The 21,654-nt window shown below is 46.1% G+C and carries 13 protein-coding genes; 4 read left to right on the top strand and 9 right to left on the bottom strand.

Annotation, left to right across the window (positions count from 1 at the left end; translation table 11 throughout):
- Positions 1–18: 18 nt before the first annotated feature.
- Positions 19–948 carry a class I SAM-dependent methyltransferase gene (locus LZP69_RS10365; protein ID WP_234200441.1) on the top strand — a complete coding sequence of 310 codons (930 nt, stop codon included), beginning with the start codon at positions 19–21 and terminating at the stop codon, positions 946–948.
- A gap of 82 nt (positions 949–1,030) precedes the next feature.
- Here the strand turns inward: LZP69_RS10365 and LZP69_RS10370 are convergent, their stop codons facing one another.
- From LZP69_RS10370 to ackA, 4 genes are all read right to left on the bottom strand, one after another.
- Complete coding sequence (locus tag LZP69_RS10370) at positions 1,031–1,255, bottom strand: hypothetical protein (RefSeq protein ID WP_234200442.1); 225 nt, start codon at positions 1,253–1,255, stop codon at positions 1,031–1,033.
- A 556-nt stretch (positions 1,256–1,811) separates the two neighbouring features.
- Positions 1,812–2,243 carry a hypothetical protein gene (locus LZP69_RS10375; protein ID WP_234200443.1) on the bottom strand — a complete coding sequence of 144 codons (432 nt, stop codon included), beginning with the start codon at positions 2,241–2,243 and terminating at the stop codon, positions 1,812–1,814.
- Positions 2,244–2,555: 312 nt separating this feature from the next.
- The gene (pta, locus tag LZP69_RS10380; RefSeq protein WP_234200445.1) at positions 2,556–4,691 is read right to left on the bottom strand and encodes a phosphate acetyltransferase; all 2,136 of its coding nucleotides are present in this window, start codon (positions 4,689–4,691) and stop codon (positions 2,556–2,558) included.
- Positions 4,692–4,800: 109 nt separating this feature from the next.
- The gene (gene ackA / locus LZP69_RS10385) at positions 4,801–5,997 is read right to left on the bottom strand and encodes an acetate kinase (RefSeq protein ID WP_234200446.1); all 1,197 of its coding nucleotides are present in this window, start codon (positions 5,995–5,997) and stop codon (positions 4,801–4,803) included.
- A 198-nt stretch (positions 5,998–6,195) separates the two neighbouring features.
- Between ackA and yfbV the strand changes: the two genes are divergently transcribed.
- Positions 6,196–6,639: a terminus macrodomain insulation protein YfbV gene (yfbV, locus tag LZP69_RS10390; RefSeq protein ID WP_234200567.1), complete on the top strand. Its 444-nt coding sequence runs from the start codon at positions 6,196–6,198 to the stop codon at positions 6,637–6,639.
- A 26-nt stretch (positions 6,640–6,665) separates the two neighbouring features.
- Here yfbV and pflA read toward each other — a convergent pair whose 3' ends face one another.
- Together pflA and pflB are read right to left on the bottom strand one after the other, a co-directional pair.
- Positions 6,666–7,406: a pyruvate formate lyase 1-activating protein gene (gene pflA / locus LZP69_RS10395; RefSeq protein ID WP_234200447.1), complete on the bottom strand. Its 741-nt coding sequence runs from the start codon at positions 7,404–7,406 to the stop codon at positions 6,666–6,668.
- Positions 7,407–7,496: 90 nt separating this feature from the next.
- Positions 7,497–9,779 carry a formate C-acetyltransferase gene (gene pflB / locus LZP69_RS10400; RefSeq protein ID WP_234200448.1) on the bottom strand — a complete coding sequence of 761 codons (2,283 nt, stop codon included), beginning with the start codon at positions 9,777–9,779 and terminating at the stop codon, positions 7,497–7,499.
- Between the two features lie 1,116 nt (positions 9,780–10,895).
- On the opposite strand from pflB, the gene focA reads away from it, so the two are divergent.
- Both focA and yfcC read left to right on the top strand, forming a co-directional pair.
- Entirely contained in the window at positions 10,896–11,771 is an 876-nt protein-coding gene (gene focA / locus LZP69_RS10405) for a formate transporter FocA (protein WP_234200450.1), read from the top strand.
- Positions 11,772–12,072: 301 nt separating this feature from the next.
- Positions 12,073–13,566 carry a putative basic amino acid antiporter YfcC gene (yfcC, locus tag LZP69_RS10410; RefSeq protein ID WP_234200568.1) on the top strand — a complete coding sequence of 498 codons (1,494 nt, stop codon included), beginning with the start codon at positions 12,073–12,075 and terminating at the stop codon, positions 13,564–13,566.
- A 69-nt stretch (positions 13,567–13,635) separates the two neighbouring features.
- On the opposite strand, the gene LZP69_RS10415 is transcribed toward yfcC, so the two are convergent.
- The 3 genes from LZP69_RS10415 to LZP69_RS10425 form a co-directional block, all read right to left on the bottom strand.
- Positions 13,636–16,332: a TonB-dependent receptor gene (locus LZP69_RS10415; protein ID WP_234200451.1), complete on the bottom strand. Its 2,697-nt coding sequence runs from the start codon at positions 16,330–16,332 to the stop codon at positions 13,636–13,638.
- Positions 16,333–17,018: 686 nt separating this feature from the next.
- Positions 17,019–19,727 (bottom strand): TonB-dependent receptor domain-containing protein, encoded by a 2,709-nt coding sequence (locus LZP69_RS10420; protein ID WP_234200453.1) that lies wholly within the window; start codon positions 19,725–19,727, stop codon positions 17,019–17,021.
- Positions 19,728–20,520: 793 nt separating this feature from the next.
- Positions 20,521–21,594, bottom strand: a complete 1,074-nt coding sequence (locus tag LZP69_RS10425; RefSeq protein WP_234200455.1) for a methyltransferase — start codon at positions 21,592–21,594, stop codon at positions 20,521–20,523.
- Between the last annotated feature and the right edge of the window lie 60 nt (positions 21,595–21,654).

A 21,654-nucleotide genomic window follows, 5' to 3' on the forward strand; every position in this document is an offset into this window, starting at 1 on the left:
GGAAAGGTTTAAGAATTAATGCAGTTATTTGTTGAAGCTCTGCAAAAGATGAGTCTGGGCGAGGAAGCTGAGCGGCTTTTTCATGGCCGTGGAGGCATGTATAGCGGGTGTGAGCACCTGTGTCTCGACTGGTTCCCGCCTGTGCTGCTATTGACCAGTTTCAAAGCTATCTCTGATGATGATGTGGCTTACCTGAGTGATGCGATCAATCGGCGATTTATCTCAGCTGACGGTGAGTCCTTAAACATAGTGTTTCAACATAGGTGCGCCGGACAGACTCAGACCGAGTTACTGCAGGGCCAAGTGCCAGAATCTCACTATGTTATTGAGAACGGCGCCAAATTTCAGGTGCATCTGCTCAGGGGACAAAATCATGGGCTATTTCTCGATATGCGTGCCGGTCGCGCCTGGGTGAAGCAGCACTCACATCAAGCCAAGGTCTTGAATCTATTTGCCTATACCTGTGGTTTCTCCGTTATGGCGCTGCAAGGTGGCGCCGATGGAGTGGTGAATATCGATATGAGCAAAGGAGCGCTGGCGATAGGTAAGCAGAATCATCTGCTTAATGACTTGCCCCATGGCGCACGTTTTTTAGGTCATGATATTTTTAAATCCTGGGGAAAATTGACCAGGTTTGGCCCTTACGATCTCATCATCGCCGATCCACCGAGTAATCAAAGAGGGAGCTTTGTTGCGACAAAAGATTATGCAAGGTTACTCAAACGTCTGCCAACTCTGCTGAGCGAGCAGGGAGATCTTCTGCTCTGTTTAAATGCACCCGAATTAGGAATCGATTTTTTAAAGCAGCAGGTTGAGGAGTTCAGCCCAGATCTGGTGTTTATTGAGCAGTTGGCTAATCCAGAAGTGTTTACCGATAAAGATCCTAACAAAGCACTCAAGGTGCTACGTTATCGTCATGCAAATTCGAGTGAGGCACTGACTTTTTGATGGCTTTGTTTGAACAGAAGGTGTAAGCCAAACGGCCATGAAGCCTGATCTCCATGGCCGTTTTTTTATCAAGCTTGTAGGGCTAATATCCCAAATATTCACTGAGTAATGAATTGCCATGGGATTCGATAAGTGCGGCTATGGCATTTTGGTCGGGATTTTTAAGTGAAGCCAGTTCATTGAGTAACTTGTCCTGCACATCGAACGGCATGGACATAGAGTCCATAAACATCTGGACAGAGAGCAGATCGCCGCGGCCCAATAGATCCACTAATTTTCTGGCTTCAAATTCGACGAGTGCGTTCATGATACCCCCTGAATGATGTTCATTCGCATCTTGCCTGTCTATTAACCAATAGCAGTTGGGTATAGAAACATTAGACTTTATTCTTTTAAAAGCCCATTTTTTAGGCTTATAAGTACTCAAAAACTGAAAGTCTTTCATAAAATATTTCATATTTAACGGCTTTTAGGCTTTATGGCTATTTTTGCGCCAATATTTGTGAAAGTTTTTTGAAAGTCACGACGGTTTGCGGTATGATACAGGCCTGTGATTAGCCAGTTGGCGACCTAAACACTCAAGGCAGAATGTAAAACATATTACATGCCTTACCTTACAAATATCTGGAGTCCGTTATGGAAGTTCATGAGTACGAAAGTGCATACTATCAAGTTCAGGATGAAGTACTTGAGTCTTTACCTGTAGAGATGGATGAAGAAGCGTTTTTGGATTAATAAAACCGCCGTTAGTTGAGTCAAGCAGACAAAACTGCCGCGCGTAATTCCTAGGATTTGGATATAAAAATAGCAACCAGTGGGTTGCTATTTTTTTGTCTCATTTTCCTGATGTTTGTCTAGGCGTGTTAATTGATATTTCCTTTCTCTGGTAATATCTCGACAATAATCCACTCTCGGTTGATCTTGTGTAGGCGCACAGTGCGATCATCTATCCACTTGTCACCGCCTTTTTTGCCGAACATCTTAACTATCACTGTGACGTCTTTGGTAAATTTGCGGAAAAAATCGATATCTATCTCTTCAATTTCCATGGTGACCTCTGTCATTGCCAGGTTTAGCACGTGTCTTTGAACTGCAGAGGCGAGGTAATAGTGAGCCAACACTTGCTTCATTGAATCATCGACATACTGTTTGGCTTGCTCAACGTCTCTGTCGACATAGATGGCTTTAAAGAAACCTAAGGAGACCTCTTCCGGTGTTTTTACTCGTGCGGTTTGTTCCGAGCCCTGACCACAGCCAAGCAGCAAAATGAGTAAGACGAATAAGATGTGTTTCATGGGGGCTATTGTAGGGAATTTGTAACTAGTATCCTGATTCTGTTTTGCTTTGCAAGGGAAAGCCCTTTTTCACTGCTTGGTATATCAACGATTGGACAGAAAATGTGACTCTTATCCACAGATTCTGTGGACAAGTTTGTTGAATAATATAGGCATAAGTTTTAACTTGCTGAATTTTTTGATTAATTTTGTTTGTTCAATTTTTGACGCATCTCCTGATTAGTCAAAAATCTTTGTTACGGTTGCCATTATTTTTATTTGGATATAAAAAACCTGCCAGTAGGCAGGTTTTGGGCTGATAAGAGTTCAGGCTTAGTTTTGCGAGGCTTGAATCGCAGTCAATGCGATTGTGTAAACGATATCGTCTACCAGCGCGCCGCGAGAGAGATCGTTTACAGGTTTACGCATCCCTTGCAGCATAGGACCGATACTGATGAGATCGGCGCTACGCTGTACCGCCTTATAAGTGGTGTTACCCGTATTGAGATCCGGGAAGACAAACACAGTCGCCTGGCCGGCCACTGGGCTGTCAGGGGCTTTTGAGCGTGCAACGTTCGGCATAACGGCAGCATCATATTGCAGTGGACCGTCGATGATAAGATCAGGACGTTTCTCCTTGGCAATACGGGTCGCTTCGCGCACTTTATCCACATCTGAGCCTGTGCCTGAACTACCGGTCGAGTAGCTGATCATCGCGACTCTTGGCTCAATACCAAAGGCCGCAGCACTGCTTGCCGACTGAATGGCGATATCAGCAAGCTGCTCGGCGTTGGGATCTGGGTTGATGGCACAGTCACCATAAACCAGCACCTGATCTGGCATCAGCATGAAGAAGATAGAGGAGACCAGGCTTGAGCCGGGTGCCGTCTTAATCAACTGAAGAGGAGGACGAATCGTATTGGCCGTGGTGTTAACCGCACCGGATACTATACCATCCACTTCATCTTGTGCCAGCATCATGGTACCCAGCACCATGTTGTCCTCAAGCTGCTCTCTGGCTACGACTTCGGTTAAGCCCTTGTGACGACGTAAGTCCAGCATAGGTTCGACATAGCGTTCGCGGATCACTTCAGGATCGAGGATTTCAATACCTTCGCCTAAGGTGACGCCTTGCTGGTTGGCGATACGTTCAATCTCTTCTGGGTTCCCCAGCAGCACACAACGGGCGATGCCACGCTGGGCACATATTGCAGCCGCCTCAATGGTTCTTGGCTCATCACCTTCAGGGAGGACGACAGTCTTACGCGCTGCACGAGCAAGCTCTGTCAGCTTGTATCTGAATGCCGGTGGTGACAGTCTGTGTTCACGTGGCGAGTTTTCTGTGACGCTTTCAATCCAGTTCTGATCGATATGGCTGGCGACATATTCCTGTACCTGCTCGATACGGACCGCATCATCGACAGGCACTTCATGATCGAAACGCTGAATATTCAGCGATGTTTGCCAGGTGTTGGTATCGATAAGAAACACGGGTAGGCCAGTTTCGAACGCCTGTTCACACAGGCTTAAGATCTCTGGCTCGGGCTCATAGCTGCCTGTAAGCAGCAAGGCACCGATTTTAACGCCGTTCATCGAGGCTAGGCAGGCTGAGACTATCACATCGGAGCGATCGCCCGATGTCACTAACAGGGAGTCGCTCTTTATATGGGAGACCATGTTAGGAATACTGCGGGCGCAGAAGGTAACTTTACGCAGACGGCGGGTATTCATCTCACCAGCGTTGATAATGCGGGCACGCAAGTGTTTGGCCAGATCCGAGGCGCGAGGCGCGACCAGATCTAAGTTATAGGGCACGCTGCCTAGAATGCGCAATTTGCTCTTGCCAGGCAGCTGGAACATGCTGGCGGCATCTAACCTTGGTGTGGTGAGATTATCAAACATCTCTGACAGATCGGGACGAGCGCGGCCCTCATCGTCCACAGGTGCACCAATCTTATTGACAATGGCGCCAATCAGACGTTTGTTTTTGACACCGCCCCAGGCGTTAAAGGCAATCTCTAAACGATTCATCAATGCAGTTGGAGTTTCATTACCAGGCGCCGCGACAAAGATAATATCGGCATCTAGGGCTTTGGCGAGCTGATAGTTAATATCGTCAGAGAAGGGGTGATTGCGGGTTTGTACTAAGCCTTCAACCACTAAGGTTTCACTGGGATCGCACTCGTTGGCACGGGCAATGATCTGCTCCATCAACACATCGGTTTGATCGGCGCGGATCAACTTTTCCGCATGGGCCATATCAAATGGCTCAAGGGGGTTAACAGTTGGTGACTTGCTTAAAATGGTAGTGGAACGTTCTGGACCAGGATCGGTAGGACGCTGCTGAGCAATCGGTTTGAAAAAGCGGACTTTAACCCCGTGGCGCTCCAGAGCTCGAACCATACCTAGGCTGATGGAGGTTAGGCCAACACCTGTGCCGTTGGGAATGAGAATAATGTTGCGAGACATAGTTACCTCTTAATGTAACTGCCAATAGTGGGCAGAAAATTAGCTGTTAGCGGGTGGGCCTTGTGGCCCACCTAAGCGCAAATACCTAAGCGCAATTACTTCAGCGCGATTACTTCAGCAGTGACACAGAATCTTGTGCGATCACCCACTCTTCGTTGGTGGGGATAACCAGGGCAACAGGGCCATTATCTGTAGTGATCTGACCCTGTTTACCAAAGCGAGCCGCTAGGTTACGTTCTTTATCCACTTCAAAGTTAAAGATGCTCAGAAGGTTGAGGACCTTTTCACGGATAAGATCTGAGTTTTCACCGATACCGCCGGTGAACACCAAAGCATCTAAACGGCCGAGTGGTACAGTGTATGAGGCAATATATTTCGCCAGACGATAACAGAAGATCTCCAGAGCCAGAGTGGCACCTTTATGGCCTTCTTGATAACCCTCTTCGATGCCACGACAGTCGTTGGTTAATTCGGAGATACCCAGTAAACCACTCTGCTTGTTCATTATGTTATTAACTTCATCTAAGGTGTAACCGAGACGGTCAACCAGGTGATAGATGATAGAAGGGTCTAAATCGCCGCAGCGGGTTCCCATCACTAAACCTTCAAGAGGGGTTAAGCCCATAGAGGTATCAACACTCTTGCCGCCTTTGACCGCAGTAACAGATGCCCCGTTACCTAAGTGGGCGCAGATAACATTGGTATCGGCCAAATCTTTACCTATGGCTTTTGCCGCCTCACGGCTGACAAACAGGTGGCTGGTTCCATGCATACCGTAGCGGCGAATGTTGTGCTCGCGATAAAGCTTGTAGGGCAGGGCATACACATAGGCGTGGGCTGGCATGGTTTGATGGAATGCAGTATCGAATACCGCTACCTGAGGCAGCTTAGGAAATGAGGCTTGCGCGGCGCGAATACCGATAAGGTGAGCAGGGTTATGCAGTGGCGCCAGAGCGGCACAGTCTTCGATACCTTTAACGACCTGCTCATCGATAATGACTGAATGAGTAAACTTCTCACCGCCATGCACGATGCGATGGCCGATAGCCTGGATCTGCTCGGCGATCTGTGGATGCTCAGCTAAGATTTTTGTCACAATAAATTCTACAGCTTCACGGTGAGCCGTGAAGGCACCCAGTTTCGCTTCCGATTTTTGGCCATCAACTTTCCATTTGATGCGTGAGTCTTCAAGGCCAAAACACTCTGCAAGACCTGAGATCTGGTCATCACCTGTGAGTGCATCAATGATGGCAAACTTCAACGAGGAGCTGCCGCAGTTAAGTACTAATACCAGTTTATTTGACATGCTAAAACCTTTTGCAAAATGATGGTTCGGTTGTCTGTCTCAATCTCTTATGACAGCAATAATATGTAGTGCAATTTAAGTTGTTTTGCCCAATTCCTGTGGGCGATTCCTGTCTTAGTACGACGCTGAGTATTTGGGACTCAGGATCTGCCTGTGCTAAAATCTAAGCCAGTGTCTAAAAAACATCAGGTGTCGTCATTGACCTTTAAACTGTTTAAAACTTTGACCTCTGGCCGCCGTTATATGAAAACTTGGCCCATGGTTAAACAGCTTAGTTTCTATTTCCCAGAGTATCGCGTTGTTCGTGCGACTGAACTGGCGCTGCGTTTCATGCCTTTGCTGGCGATCATCGCTGCATCTAGTCAGCTTTACCTCTATGGCTGGGCAGTATTACCCCAGGCCATCACCATAGGGTTATTTTTTCTCAGTTTACCGCTCCAAGGCCTTATCTGGCTGGGCTGGCGCGCCTCTCATCCTTTGCCCCTGAGCTTATTTGACTGGTGCAATTCGCTCTCAATCAAGCTACAAGGCATGGGCGTGAATTGCGCTCAGCTTGGTGCTAAAGCCTGTTATCTTGATATGGCCATCATTTTGAAATTAGCCTTTGAATCCTTAGATAACAGTTATTGGGAAGAACTCTAATCTCAGTTATTCCTCAACTACCCGACTTAATAAGCCGCGGCGATTCCCATATCGGTAAAAACGTGTTTAATCTGTTCCATGGTTTCCCTGCTGGGTGGCGATACCCCGTCAAGCTGGTAGGTTTCCCCCAGGGCTTCCCATTTGTGTTTGCCTAATTCGTGATAGGGCAGCAGTTCCACCTTTTCAACATTCATCATAGGCTTGATAAATTCAGCCAGTCTTTGCGCTGAAGCGACATCATCGGTAAAGCCACCCACTACGACATAACGTATCCAGGTCTTTTGCTGGCGCTGGTGCAGGTATTGGGCAAACTGTAAGGTGCGATGATTACTGACTTGGGTCAGTGCGATATGTTTGTCATCGTCCATCTGTTTGATGTCTAACAGGACGAGATCTGTGTTATCGAGCAGTTCATCAATGATGGGAGTGTATTTTCTAACGAAGCCATTGGTATCAAGACAGGTGTGTATGCCCTCATCCTTGCAGGCTTTGAAGAGTGCGGCGACAAATTCAGCTTGAAGAATCGCTTCTCCACCGCTGGCGGTAACGCCACCACCACTGGATTCGAGGAAGGGGCGGTAACTGATGATTTGTTGCATCAGCTCATCGACCTCTATCTCGTGTCCATCATGTAGATCCCAGGTATCACGGTTATGGCAGTACTGGCAACGCATCAAACAACCTTGCATAAAGGCGATAAATCTGATGCCTGGCCCATCGACGGTACCGAAGGATTCCAGTGAATGGATCCGGCCTTTTACTGTCATTGTGACTCCCTAATACTTGATTAAAGTAGGCTGCACTTAATTGTGCAGCCTAACTTAAATTGAGTAAAATCTACCTTTGATAACAGGAGATTACATACCTTTTGTGAAGGTACGGGTGATCACGTCCTGTTGCTGCTCTGGGGTTAACGCATTGAAGCGTACCGCATAGCCTGACACACGGATTGTCAGTTGTGGGTACTTGTCTGGGTTAACCACAGCATCTTCAAGCATTTCACGGTTCATCACGTTCACGTTCAAGTGTTGACCACCTTCACGTGTTTCGTTATTGGCGAAATAACCATCCATCAGGGCTGCCAGGTTAGCACGACGACCATCATCATCCTTGCCTAAGGCATTTGGCACGATAGAGAAAGTATAAGAGATACCGTCTTGTGCGTGGGCAAATGGCAGTTTGGCAACTGAGGTTAATGAGGCAACAGCACCTTTCTCATCACGACCGTGCATTGGGTTTGCACCTGGTGCGAATGGTGCACCGGCACGACGACCATCGGGTGTGGTACCTGTCTTCTTACCATAAACCACGTTAGAGGTGATGGTCAGAATGGATTGAGTTGGGATCGCATTGCGGTACATCTTAAGATCACGGATCTTAGCCATGAAACGCTCAACCAGTTCTGTGGCTAAATCGTCAACGCGGGCATCGTTGTTACCAAATTTAGGGTAATCACCTTCGATTTCGAAATCGACGGCAATGCCGTTTTCATCGCGAATTGGCTTCACTTTGGCGTACTTGATGGCTGACAGCGAGTCGGCAGCAATCGACAGACCAGCGATACCACAGGCCATAGTACGACGTACATCTCTGTCATGCAGCGCCATCAGAGCGGCTTCATAAGAGTACTTGTCGTGCATATAGTGGATGGCGTTCAGGGCAGTGACATACTGCTTGGCCAACCAGTCCATCATGCTGTCTAGACGTGTCAGTACATCGTCAAAATCGAGCACTTCGTCTGTGATAGGCGCACTCTTAGGACCGATTTGAGTCTTAAGTTTCTCATCCACGCCGCCGTTGATGGCGTAAAGCATGGTTTTGGCTAAGTTGGCACGAGCACCGAAGAACTGCATATGCTTACCCACAACCATAGGGCTTACACAGCAGGCGATAGCATAGTCGTCAGACTGGAAGTCTGGACGCATTAAGTCATCGTTCTCATATTGAATTGAGCTGGTGTCGATAGAGACTTTAGCACAATACTTTTTAAAGCTTAGCGGCAGCTTTTCAGACCAAAGCACAGTGATGTTTGGCTCTGGGCTTGGACCCATGTTGTATAGGGTGTGCAGGAAGCGGAAGCTTGATTTGGTGACCAAAGTACGACCATCAAGACCCATACCCGCGATAGATTCAGTTGCCCAGATAGGATCGCCTGAGAACAACTCATCATATTCTGGCGTACGCAGGAAGCGCACCATACGCAGTTTCATCACGAAGTGGTCGATCATCTCCTGAGCCTGTTGCTCGGTTAATGTGCCATTTTTGATGTCACGTTCGATATAGATATCGAGGAAGCTTGAAGTACGGCCAAGTGACATAGCTGCGCCGTTTTGGCTCTTAACCGCAGCCAGGTAGCCGAAGTAAGTCCACTGGATAGCTTCTTTAGCATTGGTCGCAGGACCAGAGATATCAAAACCATAGCTGGCAGCCATCTGCTTGATCTGACCAAGTGCGCGGTGCTGCTCGGCAATCTCTTCACGCAGTTGCATAGTTGCGCTTAAGTCTTCACCTGTTTCAAATCTTTCTTGCAAAGAGGTGAATTGCTCAAACTTGTCTTGCATCAGGTAGTCGATACCGTAAAGGGCGACACGACGGTAATCGCCGATAATACGGCCACGACCATAGGCATCGGGTAAACCGGTTAATACGCCGGATTTACGACAACGCATGATTTCTGGCGTATAGATGTCAAATACACCTTGGTTATGGGTTTTGCGCAGTTCAGAGTAAACATACTTAATGGTTGGATCTAGCTCGCGGCCATAGGCGGCACAAGAACCTTCAACCATGCGAATACCGCCGTTAGGCAACATGGCGCGCTTGAGTGGCGCTTCTGTCTGTAAGCCGACAATGGTTTCTAAATCTTGGTTGATATAACCGGCTTCGTGAGAGGTGATGGTTGACACTTTGGCGGTATCAAAATCAACAGGCGCATGGGTGCGGTTTTCCTGTTTGATCCCTTCCATGACTTTATCCCACAGTTGAGTGGTTGCGTCAGTTGCGTCGGCTAGGAAAGATTCATCGCCTTCATAGGGTAGGTAGTTGGCTTGAATAAAATCGCGTACATTTACTTCAGACTTCCAGTCACCAGGAGTAAAACTTTCCCATGCTTTGGTGAACAATTCTGTTTTTTCAGTCATCGTACTATTACCTTTTGTTTGAGATAAAGGTTATTGGGTATCGAAGATAGGCTACAAAAGCACAGTGTGACGATACGCCAATAGCTATGTCTTACCAGCTCCCCATAGATGCTGCCAGATGAGGGAACCGCTTATCGAATCGCGTTAGCGTGTCGATGGAATACTGTGTATATGAATCGGTTCTTTTTATAAAAACGAGCGGGTAAATTGGTCTTACCAATTTACCCTTTAATATTATCATACCTCTTATATAGCTGCACCTTGATTGGCTATTATTTTGCCAAAACTGTTAACAAGTTATCATTTTAAGTTCCATTTAATTTGGGAACTTATATTTCAATATTCATTTGTGGTTACTCTCATGCTTTATTTTTAGTTAGGCCTAGTCATCGTATAAATTTTGTTATTTTCACATCAGCGACTTATCAGCATATGATGCAGGTTCTACCATGATGATACTGCAATAAGTATAGGGGAGAATTGACTGATGAGCCTCGTGATTTAGCTTGATTTCAGAGTGAATACAATGGTGGCTTTAATCTTTTTTGAGGGAAGGTTAAGAAGTTTACTGTCATTGAGACAAAGAGGGATAAGCTGACGTTCATTAACGGATAGGTGTCTGGTTATGCTAGTAGCTGTTTACGAAAGGTGGTGACTCTTTTACTGATTCAGATTTGAGTGAATGACTGATGTTAGGCACAAGCGTCATCTCATAATGATTCATTCTGGAAATCCAGGCCTCAATGAATGAAAGATGGGAAGAGAATACTCTAAATCAATCATTAGTTGTGTTAGCTCACTATTTGCACAATTTGTCCTTTTTAAGGCGGTCATACCAATTTACAATTATGGTTTGGTTAGTTAGCCTCATTAACAATTAGCACGCCCCTGATTGCCACATCTTTCTGGTAAGTCAGTATCGGCTTTAGCTTGTTAGGAGAAACTGGCTTAATTGCAACGACTATTTAATAATGAGTTGCTAATGTAGTTGGGAAGTGTAAAACACATTTTCACCCAGTAAGGAAGTAAGTAATGGCATCTTTCTCATTTAATTCTCAGTATCCCAAAGATAACTCTGATGGGCAGCAGAGCCCTAAGCTGGATGCGATTGCTAGCATGTATCAATATGCCGAAAATTATGGTGTGACTAAATCTGCTCGTGGTCATAAACAATCCATTGCTCTGGCGATTTTTGCAGGGGCCTTTATTGCATTGGCGTTTGTTTTTTATATTACTGTGACCACAGGTTCGACTGCATCGTGGGGTGGTGTACGTTTACTGGGGGGGTTGGCTTTTAGTTTAGGGCTGATCTTGGTGGTTGTATGCGGTGGTGAGTTATTTACTAGTACAGTATTAAATACAGTTGCCTGGGCTCAGAAGCTCATCACAACTCGGGATATGTTTATCTGTTGGGTTAGAGTGTTTATAGGTAACTTTATTGGTGCCATATTGATCCTATTGCTTGTCTTTGCCGCTAAGATGCATGATCTTGATGGGGGAGCATGGGGCTTAAATGCCTTGCATATTGCTCAGCATAAGTTACATCATACTTGGGGACAGGCGTTTGCCTTAGGCATCTTATGTAATATGTTGGTTTGTCTTGGTGTTTGGATGACGTTTGCAACTAAAGATGTGCTCACCAAGGTGGTCTTATTGATTTTACCCGTAGCCATGTTTGTTAGCAGTGGTTTTGAGCACAGCATCGCTAATCTGTTTATGGTGCCTTTTGGCATAGTGATCGCTAATTTTGCAGGTAGTGGCTTTTTTGAAACTGTGGGGGTGAGTGCAGCTGAGTTTAGCGATCTGACAGTTAGTCATTTTATTTTTCATAATCTTATTCCGGTTGTGCTTGGGAATATTGTTGGTGGTGGCGTATTAGTGGGATTAGGTTTTTGGGCCGTGAGTAATCAAGAAAAAAATGCTACTCAAACTCTTTCTCATAAAGAGAACACGGAATCTCAGACGTTAGCATCGCGCCAGTTAAATCGCTAATCAAAAAACAGATGGGGCTGTATAGGCCCCGTCAACGGCTTAGCGCCCCCACCCTATCTTCTTCTAAGCTGGCTAAAGTTTATCTCTCCTTATTTGTTAATCAATGTGGCGCTTTTAATCCAGTAGTTTGATCTCTGCAACGTGACTTCAGTGTAAAGATTGCGGTTTTGGTTTATATTGGCCAACAAATAATTATCACCTTCTTAGCATTATGTCTTTACACTCAGAACCTACTCCAAATATCCAGAATAATGTGAACGATAAGTCAGTTGAGCAGCCAGATTCAGCGCTTTGCTCCTCGATGAAAAATTGGCAGATGCCAGATACTTTAGTCATTATATTTTTTGTTGCTTTTGCGGCTATGTTATTGACTTATTTAGTGCCTATAGGTTCGTTCGACACTCAGGAGATCCTTTATCAGAGTGATGGCGTGAGTAAAACGCGCAGCGTGGTTGATCCTAGTTCATTTCAATATCAACTCGATGAGCAAGGAGAGCCACAAATTCAACCCGTTGGCCTATTTGAAGGCGATGAAGGAGTAGGTTTTTTCAACTTTGCCTTTGAGGGGTTAACCTCAGGCTCTAAATGGGGCACCGCCATCGGGGTTATCATGTTCATGCTGGTGATTGGCGGCGCCTTTGGCATAGTGACCGAAAGTGGCACTATAGACAACGCCATAATAAGACTCATTGATAAGACAAGGGGCAATGAAAGCTTATTTATTCCTGTACTCTTTACCCTGTTTTCCCTCGGCGGGGCGGTTTTCGGGATGGGGGAGGAGGCGATCGCCTTTGCCATTATCATCTGTCCTTTGATGATCCGCCTAGGATTCGATGGCATTACGACTGTGATGGTGACCTATGTTGCCACCCAAATTGGCTTTGCCAGTTCATGGATGAACCCTTTTAGTGTGGCGATTGCCCAGGGGATAGCCGGTGTGCCTGTACTTTCTGGCGCCGGTGTTCGCGGCATGATGTGGGCCGGATTCACCCTGATGGGGATCCTCTTTACCATGAGATATGGGGCTAGGATCCGCCGCGAGCCGAGTTCTTCCTACAGCTATGAGAGTGACAGTTACTTTCGTGAGCATCAATCCAACGCAAGCTTAGACAGCCGCTTTAATCTTGGCGACAAGTTGGTCTTGCTGACTATACTGCTTACAGTCATTTGGGTGATATGGGGTGTGGTGGCTCACGCTTGGTTTATTCCACAGATCGCCAGCCAGTTCTTTACTATGGGGATCATTGTGGGTGTGATTGCCGTATTGTTTAAGCTCAATGGTATGACAATCAATCGTGTGGCGACCAGCTTTAAGCAAGGGGCCGCTACTATGCTGGAGCCAGCAATGTTAGTGGGCTGTGCTTCTGGGATCCTCATTTTGCTGGGCGGCGGCGATCCGACAACACCGAGTGTGCTCAATACCTTGCTCAGTGGTGCAGGCGGGATCATTGGCGAGCTGCCGGGGGCTTTTTCTGCCTGGTTTATGTTAGTGTTTCAGTCGGTATTTAATTTCTTTGTGACATCGGGTTCAGGACAGGCCGCGTTAACCATGCCATTGATGGCGCCTTTAGCGGATATCGTCGGGGTCAGTCGTCAGGTGGCAGTATTGGCTTTCCAATTGGGGGATGGTTTTACCAATGTTATCGTGCCGACCTCGGCCTCTTTGATGGCGACGCTAGGGGTGTGTCGGGTCGATTGGGGGGTATGGATCAAGTTTATCTGGCGCTTCTTGTTGGCCCTGTTTATCGTCTCCAGTGTACTGGTGATAGCAAGCCATTATTTGGGCTGGCATTAACTTTTTACGGTTCAGATAATAATAAAAACGGCATCCAAGGATGCCGTTTTTTATGGATATCAGTTCGGTTTAGAACTTGATCTCACCTTCGATGAACCACTCACGTCCACGGGCGTTATAGTTTGAACGCGGATAGTGAGGCCAGCCTGTATCGGTTGGGTCGAAGTTAGGACCGGCATCGAACAGGTTGATAATACCTGCGGTGACTTTGAAGTCATCTGTGACATTATAGCTGGAGGTCAGATTCCATCGGGTTTGTGAAGCAACCTCGTTATCACTCTCGTTAAATGGTATACCATTATTAATTGCACTTTGTTTGAATGACTTATAAGAATCACCATGCATCCGCGCCGTATGGAAGGCACCCAGAGTGGTTTCAAAATCAGCAATGTACCAGCCAAGTGTGGCATTTGCACGATACTGTGGCAGACCACCATTATCGATATCATCTTCTACAGGATCGGTAGGTGATAACTGGTACTCAGAAGCGAGAATATAGGTTCCGCTTGCATTTAGCTTTAAATCACCCCAGTCGGCCAAATCCCAGGTATAACCTGCTGAAATATCGATGCCCCTGACTTTTTGGAATGCTAGGTTCTGTGCCACGGCATTGACATGGGTCAGGGTGCCGCTGGCGTCGCGAACCAGCATGTTGGCATATTGCTGATATTCGCGGGCGGCGGTACTCGCGCTAATGGTGCTGACCATATCGTCAAGTTTCCATTCCCATAAATCTACCGACCAGTTGAGTTGATCGTCACCCCATACCGCACCGATATTGGCGGTATAACCGGTTTCTGCATCAAGATCTTTGTTGGCGCCGGTTGTGGCCGTGATACGGTGTTCGTTACAGACCGAGTCAATCAGAGGATTAGTTGAGGAAACCCCGACAGAGCCGCCCAGATCCTGACACTGCTTGAAGTCGATGACACTGGTGAAGCTGTCGGTGGCATCACCATAGACACGCTGCATATCAGGTGCCCGGAACACGCGCGAGTAGGATCCACGTACTAACAGTTCAGCCATAGGACGGTATTCAACCGCAATTTGGGGGGATAAGTTGCCACCAAAGTCGCTGTAATCATCGTAACGGATCGCGGTACTAACGGTCACATCCTCTAACACAGGAATGCTTAACTCGGCATAGGTCGCCCAGTAAGAGCGCTCACCCTGCCCAGATGAAGAGCCAGTGTTGATGATATTGCCGTTCTTAGACTCAGAATCTGAATCAGACTGGTAATCTTGTTCAGTGTACTCGGCGCCGAAGGCGAACTGGGCATCACCGGCTGGCAGTTCGAAGGCGAAGCCTGAGATATTGGCCTGAATATTTTTTTGTGTCGATTGCGCCGTTTCATAGGGGGTATAAGTTGTTGCTGTTACATCTGCCGCAGACATAGGTTGATACAGTGAATTACCCGCTGTACCCGCCGTGATGTAATTAAACATGGTTTCATAAGTTGCGTAACCATGGCTCTGTACATCCAGATCGGTACGGCCATAGTTAACAGACAGATCCCAGCTGTACTCATCGGCTAACAAGCCTTCTAAACCTAGAGTAAAGAAATAGTTGCGAGTGTTGGTTTCGTCAGCACGGTTACCAAACTCTTGTAGTCGGCGAACATAGTAATAATCACCATCTGTGGCGTTGGCGAAATCGCCACCAAGGGCTGTGGTTTTATTAAAGGTACGGCTAAAGTTGTCGTAAGAGACAGTTAAGTCATTACCATTGACATTAATGCCATACTCATCGATAGACATAGGTTCGATGTTAGTGACCGATTTAGCCTGAGCAAAGTCTAGGCGGCCGACTAAGTTAAGATCATCGGTTAACTCATAGTTAAAGGTGGTGGTGCTGATAAAGCGTGAGCTTTCTGGCGCCAGGTCACGCCACTCAGAGCGGTCGAAACCACAGCCTGTGCCTGTCCAGGTATAACCACCGGCGGTACACTCGGCTTTGGTGAGTTGTCTTACAGTGCTTATATCGGCCGAAGCACTATCTGCTGCGATGCGAGCGCCGTATGAGCTATAGGCAGAATAGGGGCTGTATGCAACTTTGTCTGTGTGCAGACCGAAGTTTTCACGGTCGGTCGCTTTCAACTGTTCATTAGTGGAGAATTCCAGGAAAGTTGATACATTACCACGATCGGAAGAGGAACCTAAGGAGAGGGCGATTCGGTCGCTGCCGCCGCCACCATGTTGGGTGTCGCCATGACGATATTTGACTGCCGCACCATCAAAATCTTTTTTTAAGATAATGTTAACCACGCCGCCGACTGCATCGGCACCGTAGATGGCCGAGCCGCCCGATTGCAGTACTTCGATACGCTGTACCGCCTCCATTGGCAGGTTAGCCGTGTCAACGAAGTTACTGGTGCCGCCAGCAGCTTTAGGATACTGGTTGAGACGCTTGCCGTTGATCAAGGTCAGAGTACGGTTAGCACCTGCGCCCCTTAGGCTGATGGAAGATGCCGCAGGTGTAAAACCATGGATTGACTGAGTAGTCATGGCGCTTGTGGTTGATGTCAGACTCTGTAGTGCATCCTGGACATTGGTAAACCCTTGTTTGGCCATGTCTTCTGCACTCATCACAGTCACAGGTGTCGCGGTTTCCATGTCGGTACGTTTAATACGTGAACCTGTGACTTCAATACGCTCGACTTGGTCATCATCTGCCGCATAAGCTGTTGTAACGCTGATTGCCGCAGTCGCGGCTCCGCTAATTAAAGCAAAACGTATTGCTTTAGCCAATCTTGAATTAGGCTGCATTTTTCCCCCTGATGGTGTTTATCATGCTAATTTTGATGAAAAAGTTAATTAGCATGTACTTATTATTGATTTGTTTGTTTTAAGGTATTTTTAATGGAGAGGGATGTAATCACAGGAGGGGGATAACCGCAACAGATCAGCTTTTGTCACTAATGTAAATATCTCAATCAATGAAATAACATCAAAAAAACATTTACACCCAAACTTGTTGTTTATATTGGTTGATGCTTTTTATTGTTGTTATAAGTATTATTATTTTCGGCGAATTGTATTGTGATTGTTTTTATTTATGTGTCTGTTTGTTGGTCTTTTTTTTATATTTGTAATTTGTAGTGTTACCATTTTTTTACCAATGTAACCTGAATAAAAATGCTTATTTAGTGATAAATTATTTGGTGATGTAAGAAAGTGTGAACCCTGTCTCGATTTTTGTGGGGCAGTTTGTGCTTATTTTTAAAGTGACAGAGTTATCTTTAATATTTAGCTGGTTAATTTATCACCTTTATTCTGAGTTATATTTATGCAGCCTAGACAAAATTGAATAAGTCAGGGGCAGGTCAGGCCGAGTAAAGCTTATTGTAGATGGATAAAGCACAGATGAATGAATGTCAGATATATAGAATATAAAAACGGCACCCTGAGGTGCCGTTTTTTTTGAGTTTAACTAAAAACCTTGAAGGGTTTGATTAGAACTTAAACTCACCTTCTAGGAACCACTCTTGTCCACGTGCGTTGTAAGTTGAACGTGGGTAGTGTGGCCAACCTGTATCAGTTGGGTCGAAGTTAGGACCTGCATCAAATAGGTTGACGATACCCGCTGATAAAGTGATCTTATCAGAGAGGTGATAAGTACTGGTCAGGTTCCAAGTGGTTTGTGAAGCCACTTCATAATCACTTTCGTTGAAGTCAGCACCGCTGGCGGCAGCTGATTCTTTGAATGACTTGTATTGCACACCATGCATACGTGCAGTATGGTAAGCACCTAATGTGGTTTCAAAGTCGTTGATGTACCAGCCTAAAGTTGCATTTGCACGGTACTGTGGCAGGCCGCCGTTGTCGATATCATCTTCAACAGGGTCTGTTGGTGACAACTGATATTCAGAGTTAAGGATGTAAGTACCGTTAACATTCAGTTTTAAGTCACCTAGTGAGCCCATATCAAAGGTGTAACCCGCAGTTAGGTCAATACCACGTACTTTTTGGTACGCCAGGTTCTGCGCAGTTGCATTGATGTGAGTAATGGTACCGCTGGCATCACGGGTGATCATGAAGTCATATTGCTGCCATTCACGGGCGGCTTTAGCCGCGCTGATGCTGCTTACCATGTCATCCAGTTTCCATTCCCAGATATCGATAGAAGCGTTTAGGCTGTCACCACCCCAAACTGCACCAATGTTAGCGGTATAACCTGTCTCAGCTTTCAGGTTTTTGTTTGAACCACCTGTGGTGTCGATATGCAGTTCGTTACACACTTGATTGGTAAGTGAATCGCTTGATGGTTGACCAGGTGTACCACCTAACGCTTCACACTGCTTGAAGTCGATAACAGTGTTAAAGCCTTGGGTCGGATCGCCATAGACACGGTGCATGTCTGGAGCACGGAATACGCTAGAGAATGAACCACGAACCAAGAGTTCTGAGACTGGACGGTATTCAACAGCGATTTGAGGTGAAACGTTGCCACCAAAGTCGCTGTATCTGTCGTAACGGATTGCACCGTTAACCGTTAAATCTTCAATTACAGGTACACTTAATTCAGCGTAAGTTGCCCAGTAAGAACGTTCGCCCTGTCCTGATGAACCACCTGTGGTCAGGATGTTGCCTTTCTTAGACTCAGAGTCTGAGTCAGAAGAGTAATCTTGCTTGGTGTACTCGGCACCAAAGGCGAACTGTACATCACCTGCTGGTAGCTCGAAGGCGTAACCTGAAATGTTCGCCTGGACGTTTTTCTGGGTTGATTGCGCCGTTTCAAATGGGCTGTATTCCATTGCCTCAACATCGGCAGGAGACATGGTTTCTAGCAGTGAATTACCGTTTGTTCCTGCTGTGATGTAATCGAAAACGCTAGCAATAGTGCCATAACCGTAGTCAGTTACATCCACGTTGGTGCGGCCATAGTTCAGTGACATATCCCAGCTGTACTCATCGGCTAACATGCCTTCTAGACCTGTGCTGAAGAAGTAGTTACGTGTCTTAGTGTCGCTACCACGGTTACCGAATTCATGGAAACGGCGAGCATAGTAGTAAGTCCCGTCGGTCGCGTTAGCAAAGTCACCGCCAAGAGCGGTTGTCTTGTCGTTGAAGGTCTTGCTCAGGTTGCCCGCAGACACGGTTAGTGCATTACCATTCACCGTAATATCGTAGGCATCAACAGCCATTGGTTCGATGTTGGTGGTCGATTTTGCTTCGGCAAAGTCTAAACGACCTACGAAGTTAACATCATCACTCACCTCGTAGTTGAAAGTGGTGGTGCTGATGAAACGTCTGTTTTCTGGTGCCAGATCGCGCCATTCAGAGCGATCGAAACCACATAATGTGCCAGTCCATAAGAAGCCGCCTGCCTCACACTCTGCAGGAGTGAGCTGACGAACTGTGCTCACGTCGGCACCAGTACTAGAGATTGCAGCAATACGAGCACCATATGAGCTGTATGCTGAATATGGGCTGTATGGCACTTTATCTGTGTGTAGGCCAAAGTTTTCGCGGTCAGTGGCTTTTAGCTCTTCGTTAGTGGTGAACTCGATGAAAGTTGACACGTTGCCACGTTCAGAAGATGAGCCGAGAGATAGGGCGATACGATCACTTTCACCACCGCCATTGCTGGTATCGCCATGGCGATACTTGATGGCTGCACCTTCATAATCTTTCTTTAAAATGATGTTGACTACACCACCGACCGCATCGGCACCGTAAATCGCAGAGCCGCCAGACTGCAGTACTTCGATACGCGCTACAGCTTCCATAGGCAGGTTAGCCGTGTCAACGAAGTTATTCACACCGCCAGCTGGTTTTGGATACTGGTTCAGACGCTTACCGTTGATCAAGGTCAGAGTACGGTTAGCACCGGCACCACGAAGGCTGATAGAAGTTGCCGCAGGTGTGAAACCGTGAACTTCCTGCGTTGTCATTGCACCTGTAGTTGAAGTCAGGCTCTGTAGAGCGTCTTGAATATTGTTAAAGCCCTGTTTTGCCATGTCGTCTGCGCTCATCACAGTCACAGGCGTGGCAGTTTCCATATCGGTACGCTTAATACGTGAACCCGTTACTTCGATGCGTTCAACTTTATCTTGATCTTGTTCAGCTGCATATACAGCTGGCGCGCTGAGTGCCGCAGTAGCAGCACCGCCAATTAATGCAAAACGGACTGCTTTAGCTAATATAAAATTAGGTCGCATTATTTTCTCCCCGATACTTATTTTAATTTTTAGTTTCTATTTAATGAAACTTTATTAGTAAAGCCTGAATGATTTCTATTTTTCAAGCTTTTAACTAGGGGATGGATATAATCATAATGAAGTAACAACTACAACATGTTTGTTACAGCCAGATTAAAGCGGAATCAAGGCTGTTTGGTTAATATAAATTTAACAAAAATATCTTTTGTTTTTTACAATTTGTATGTTTTGTTTTCTATTTAAGTTTTAATTAAGTTAATTGGTTTTATTTTGTTCTAATAAGACAGAAGATGTTTACGGTTTGTTTGTTTTTGTTGTGATTATTGTTTCTATTTTTTAGTTTTAATGTTTTTTTGTTTACTTTTTATTAAATATTTTTTCTAACAGAAAACATGTTAATTGAGTTAATCGTGACCTATATCAAACTTGTTACCTTGAGAAAAATTAGGTTCATATCTGCTTTTAGCTGGTTATTGGGATCTCTATTTACCTTATTAACCGAGAATAGATTCTGTTTATATGGGGCGAAATAGATAAATTCATTAACAAATCAGCAGTCTAGTCCGATTAAGTCGCTTAGCATTACAGTTGTAATAGAGATAACTAATAATCTAAAGCAATGAAGATTGAGGGCTCAGGGGCTTATGCCAAGCAGAGCTGCCAATGAATCAAACAGTTAAGTAAGCTGCTAAGTAAACAAGCCGCAGGCTAAAGAGGAAAAAGCCGATATCAAAGGCTGTGTATTGACATCGGCTTACTCAGGGCTGAAGGGAGGCTGGAACACCCCGAGCAATTAGGGCTTTAACTTACAGCGCAGTAGTGTGTGTCCTAAACCAATATTATCTATATCCTGATCAACATACAGCCCAGCCTGTGATATTAGTTTCAGCATATCTTTAGAGTGGTACATGCGGCTATTGCCGTTGGCCATCGCGGTAAAGTAGAGGGAAGTGGCATTAACGCAGTAGGCACCCGCCTCGAAGGGTTGTCTGTCCCAGTAGGTTTCCAGAATACACAATTCGCTGTCGGGCCGCATATTAGCAGCGGTATTTTCTAAGATGGTGAGGATTTGTGCTTCGCTGAAGCAGTCTAAAAACTGGCTCATCCAGTAGAGATCACCGCCTTGGAAGAAGGGAGTATCCTTATCTAACAGATCGCACTTAAACCCTGTGATTCTATCCTCGACATTTTGACTTTTAGCATTAGCGAGGGCGACCTTGAGCTGGCCAGGAAGATCCATAATAGTGACTTTTACTTGGGGATCGAACTTGGTACAAGCCAAAGCCCATTTGCCTGTGTTACCGCCGATATCGACAATCTGTTTAGGTTTGTGCTGAAAAATCAGTGGTAACAGGGCTTCGAAGGCGAAGTCAGAATAGAAGTGGTCGAATGCAAACCAGCTTTTCTTGGCCTGCTCCGGTAGTTCACTCAGGGTCGGGTAGATGGTCTCCCAATCGCCAAACACTTTAAGGCCGTTTGCTTTGCCTTCGATGAGGGAGGATTCGAGCTCAAACAGCCCCTGATAACAGACATCATGAATAAAGTGTAAGTTGATCTGTGCCATCTTATCGTTAAGCATGAAATCCCCAGTTTTATCGAGCCGATATTGGTCGCCGTCCAGCCACAACAATCCCATGCTCAACCCCATATCTAACAGCACGCCGGCACCATAGTCGCTGATGTTGCAGTTTGCTGCTATCTCAGCTCGTGTACAGTGTTTGCCTTTGGCCTGATCGATATAGGCGAGCAGATTAAACTTAAGCAGACAGCGCGTCACTTGAAAGGCGATGGGGGCAAAGGCGATTTTCTGCGCTTCGAATTTGGCATCAAACGCACTGATGGATTTGGGTGAACGATAAAAAGGCATAAGCAAGCTGACCCGTGCAGCAGATAGTCACTGTGATTCATTAACTGTATCAGTAACTTG

This window comes from Shewanella sp. AS1, from assembly GCF_021412565.1.
In the GTDB taxonomy this organism is placed as follows: domain Bacteria; phylum Pseudomonadota; class Gammaproteobacteria; order Enterobacterales; family Shewanellaceae; genus Shewanella.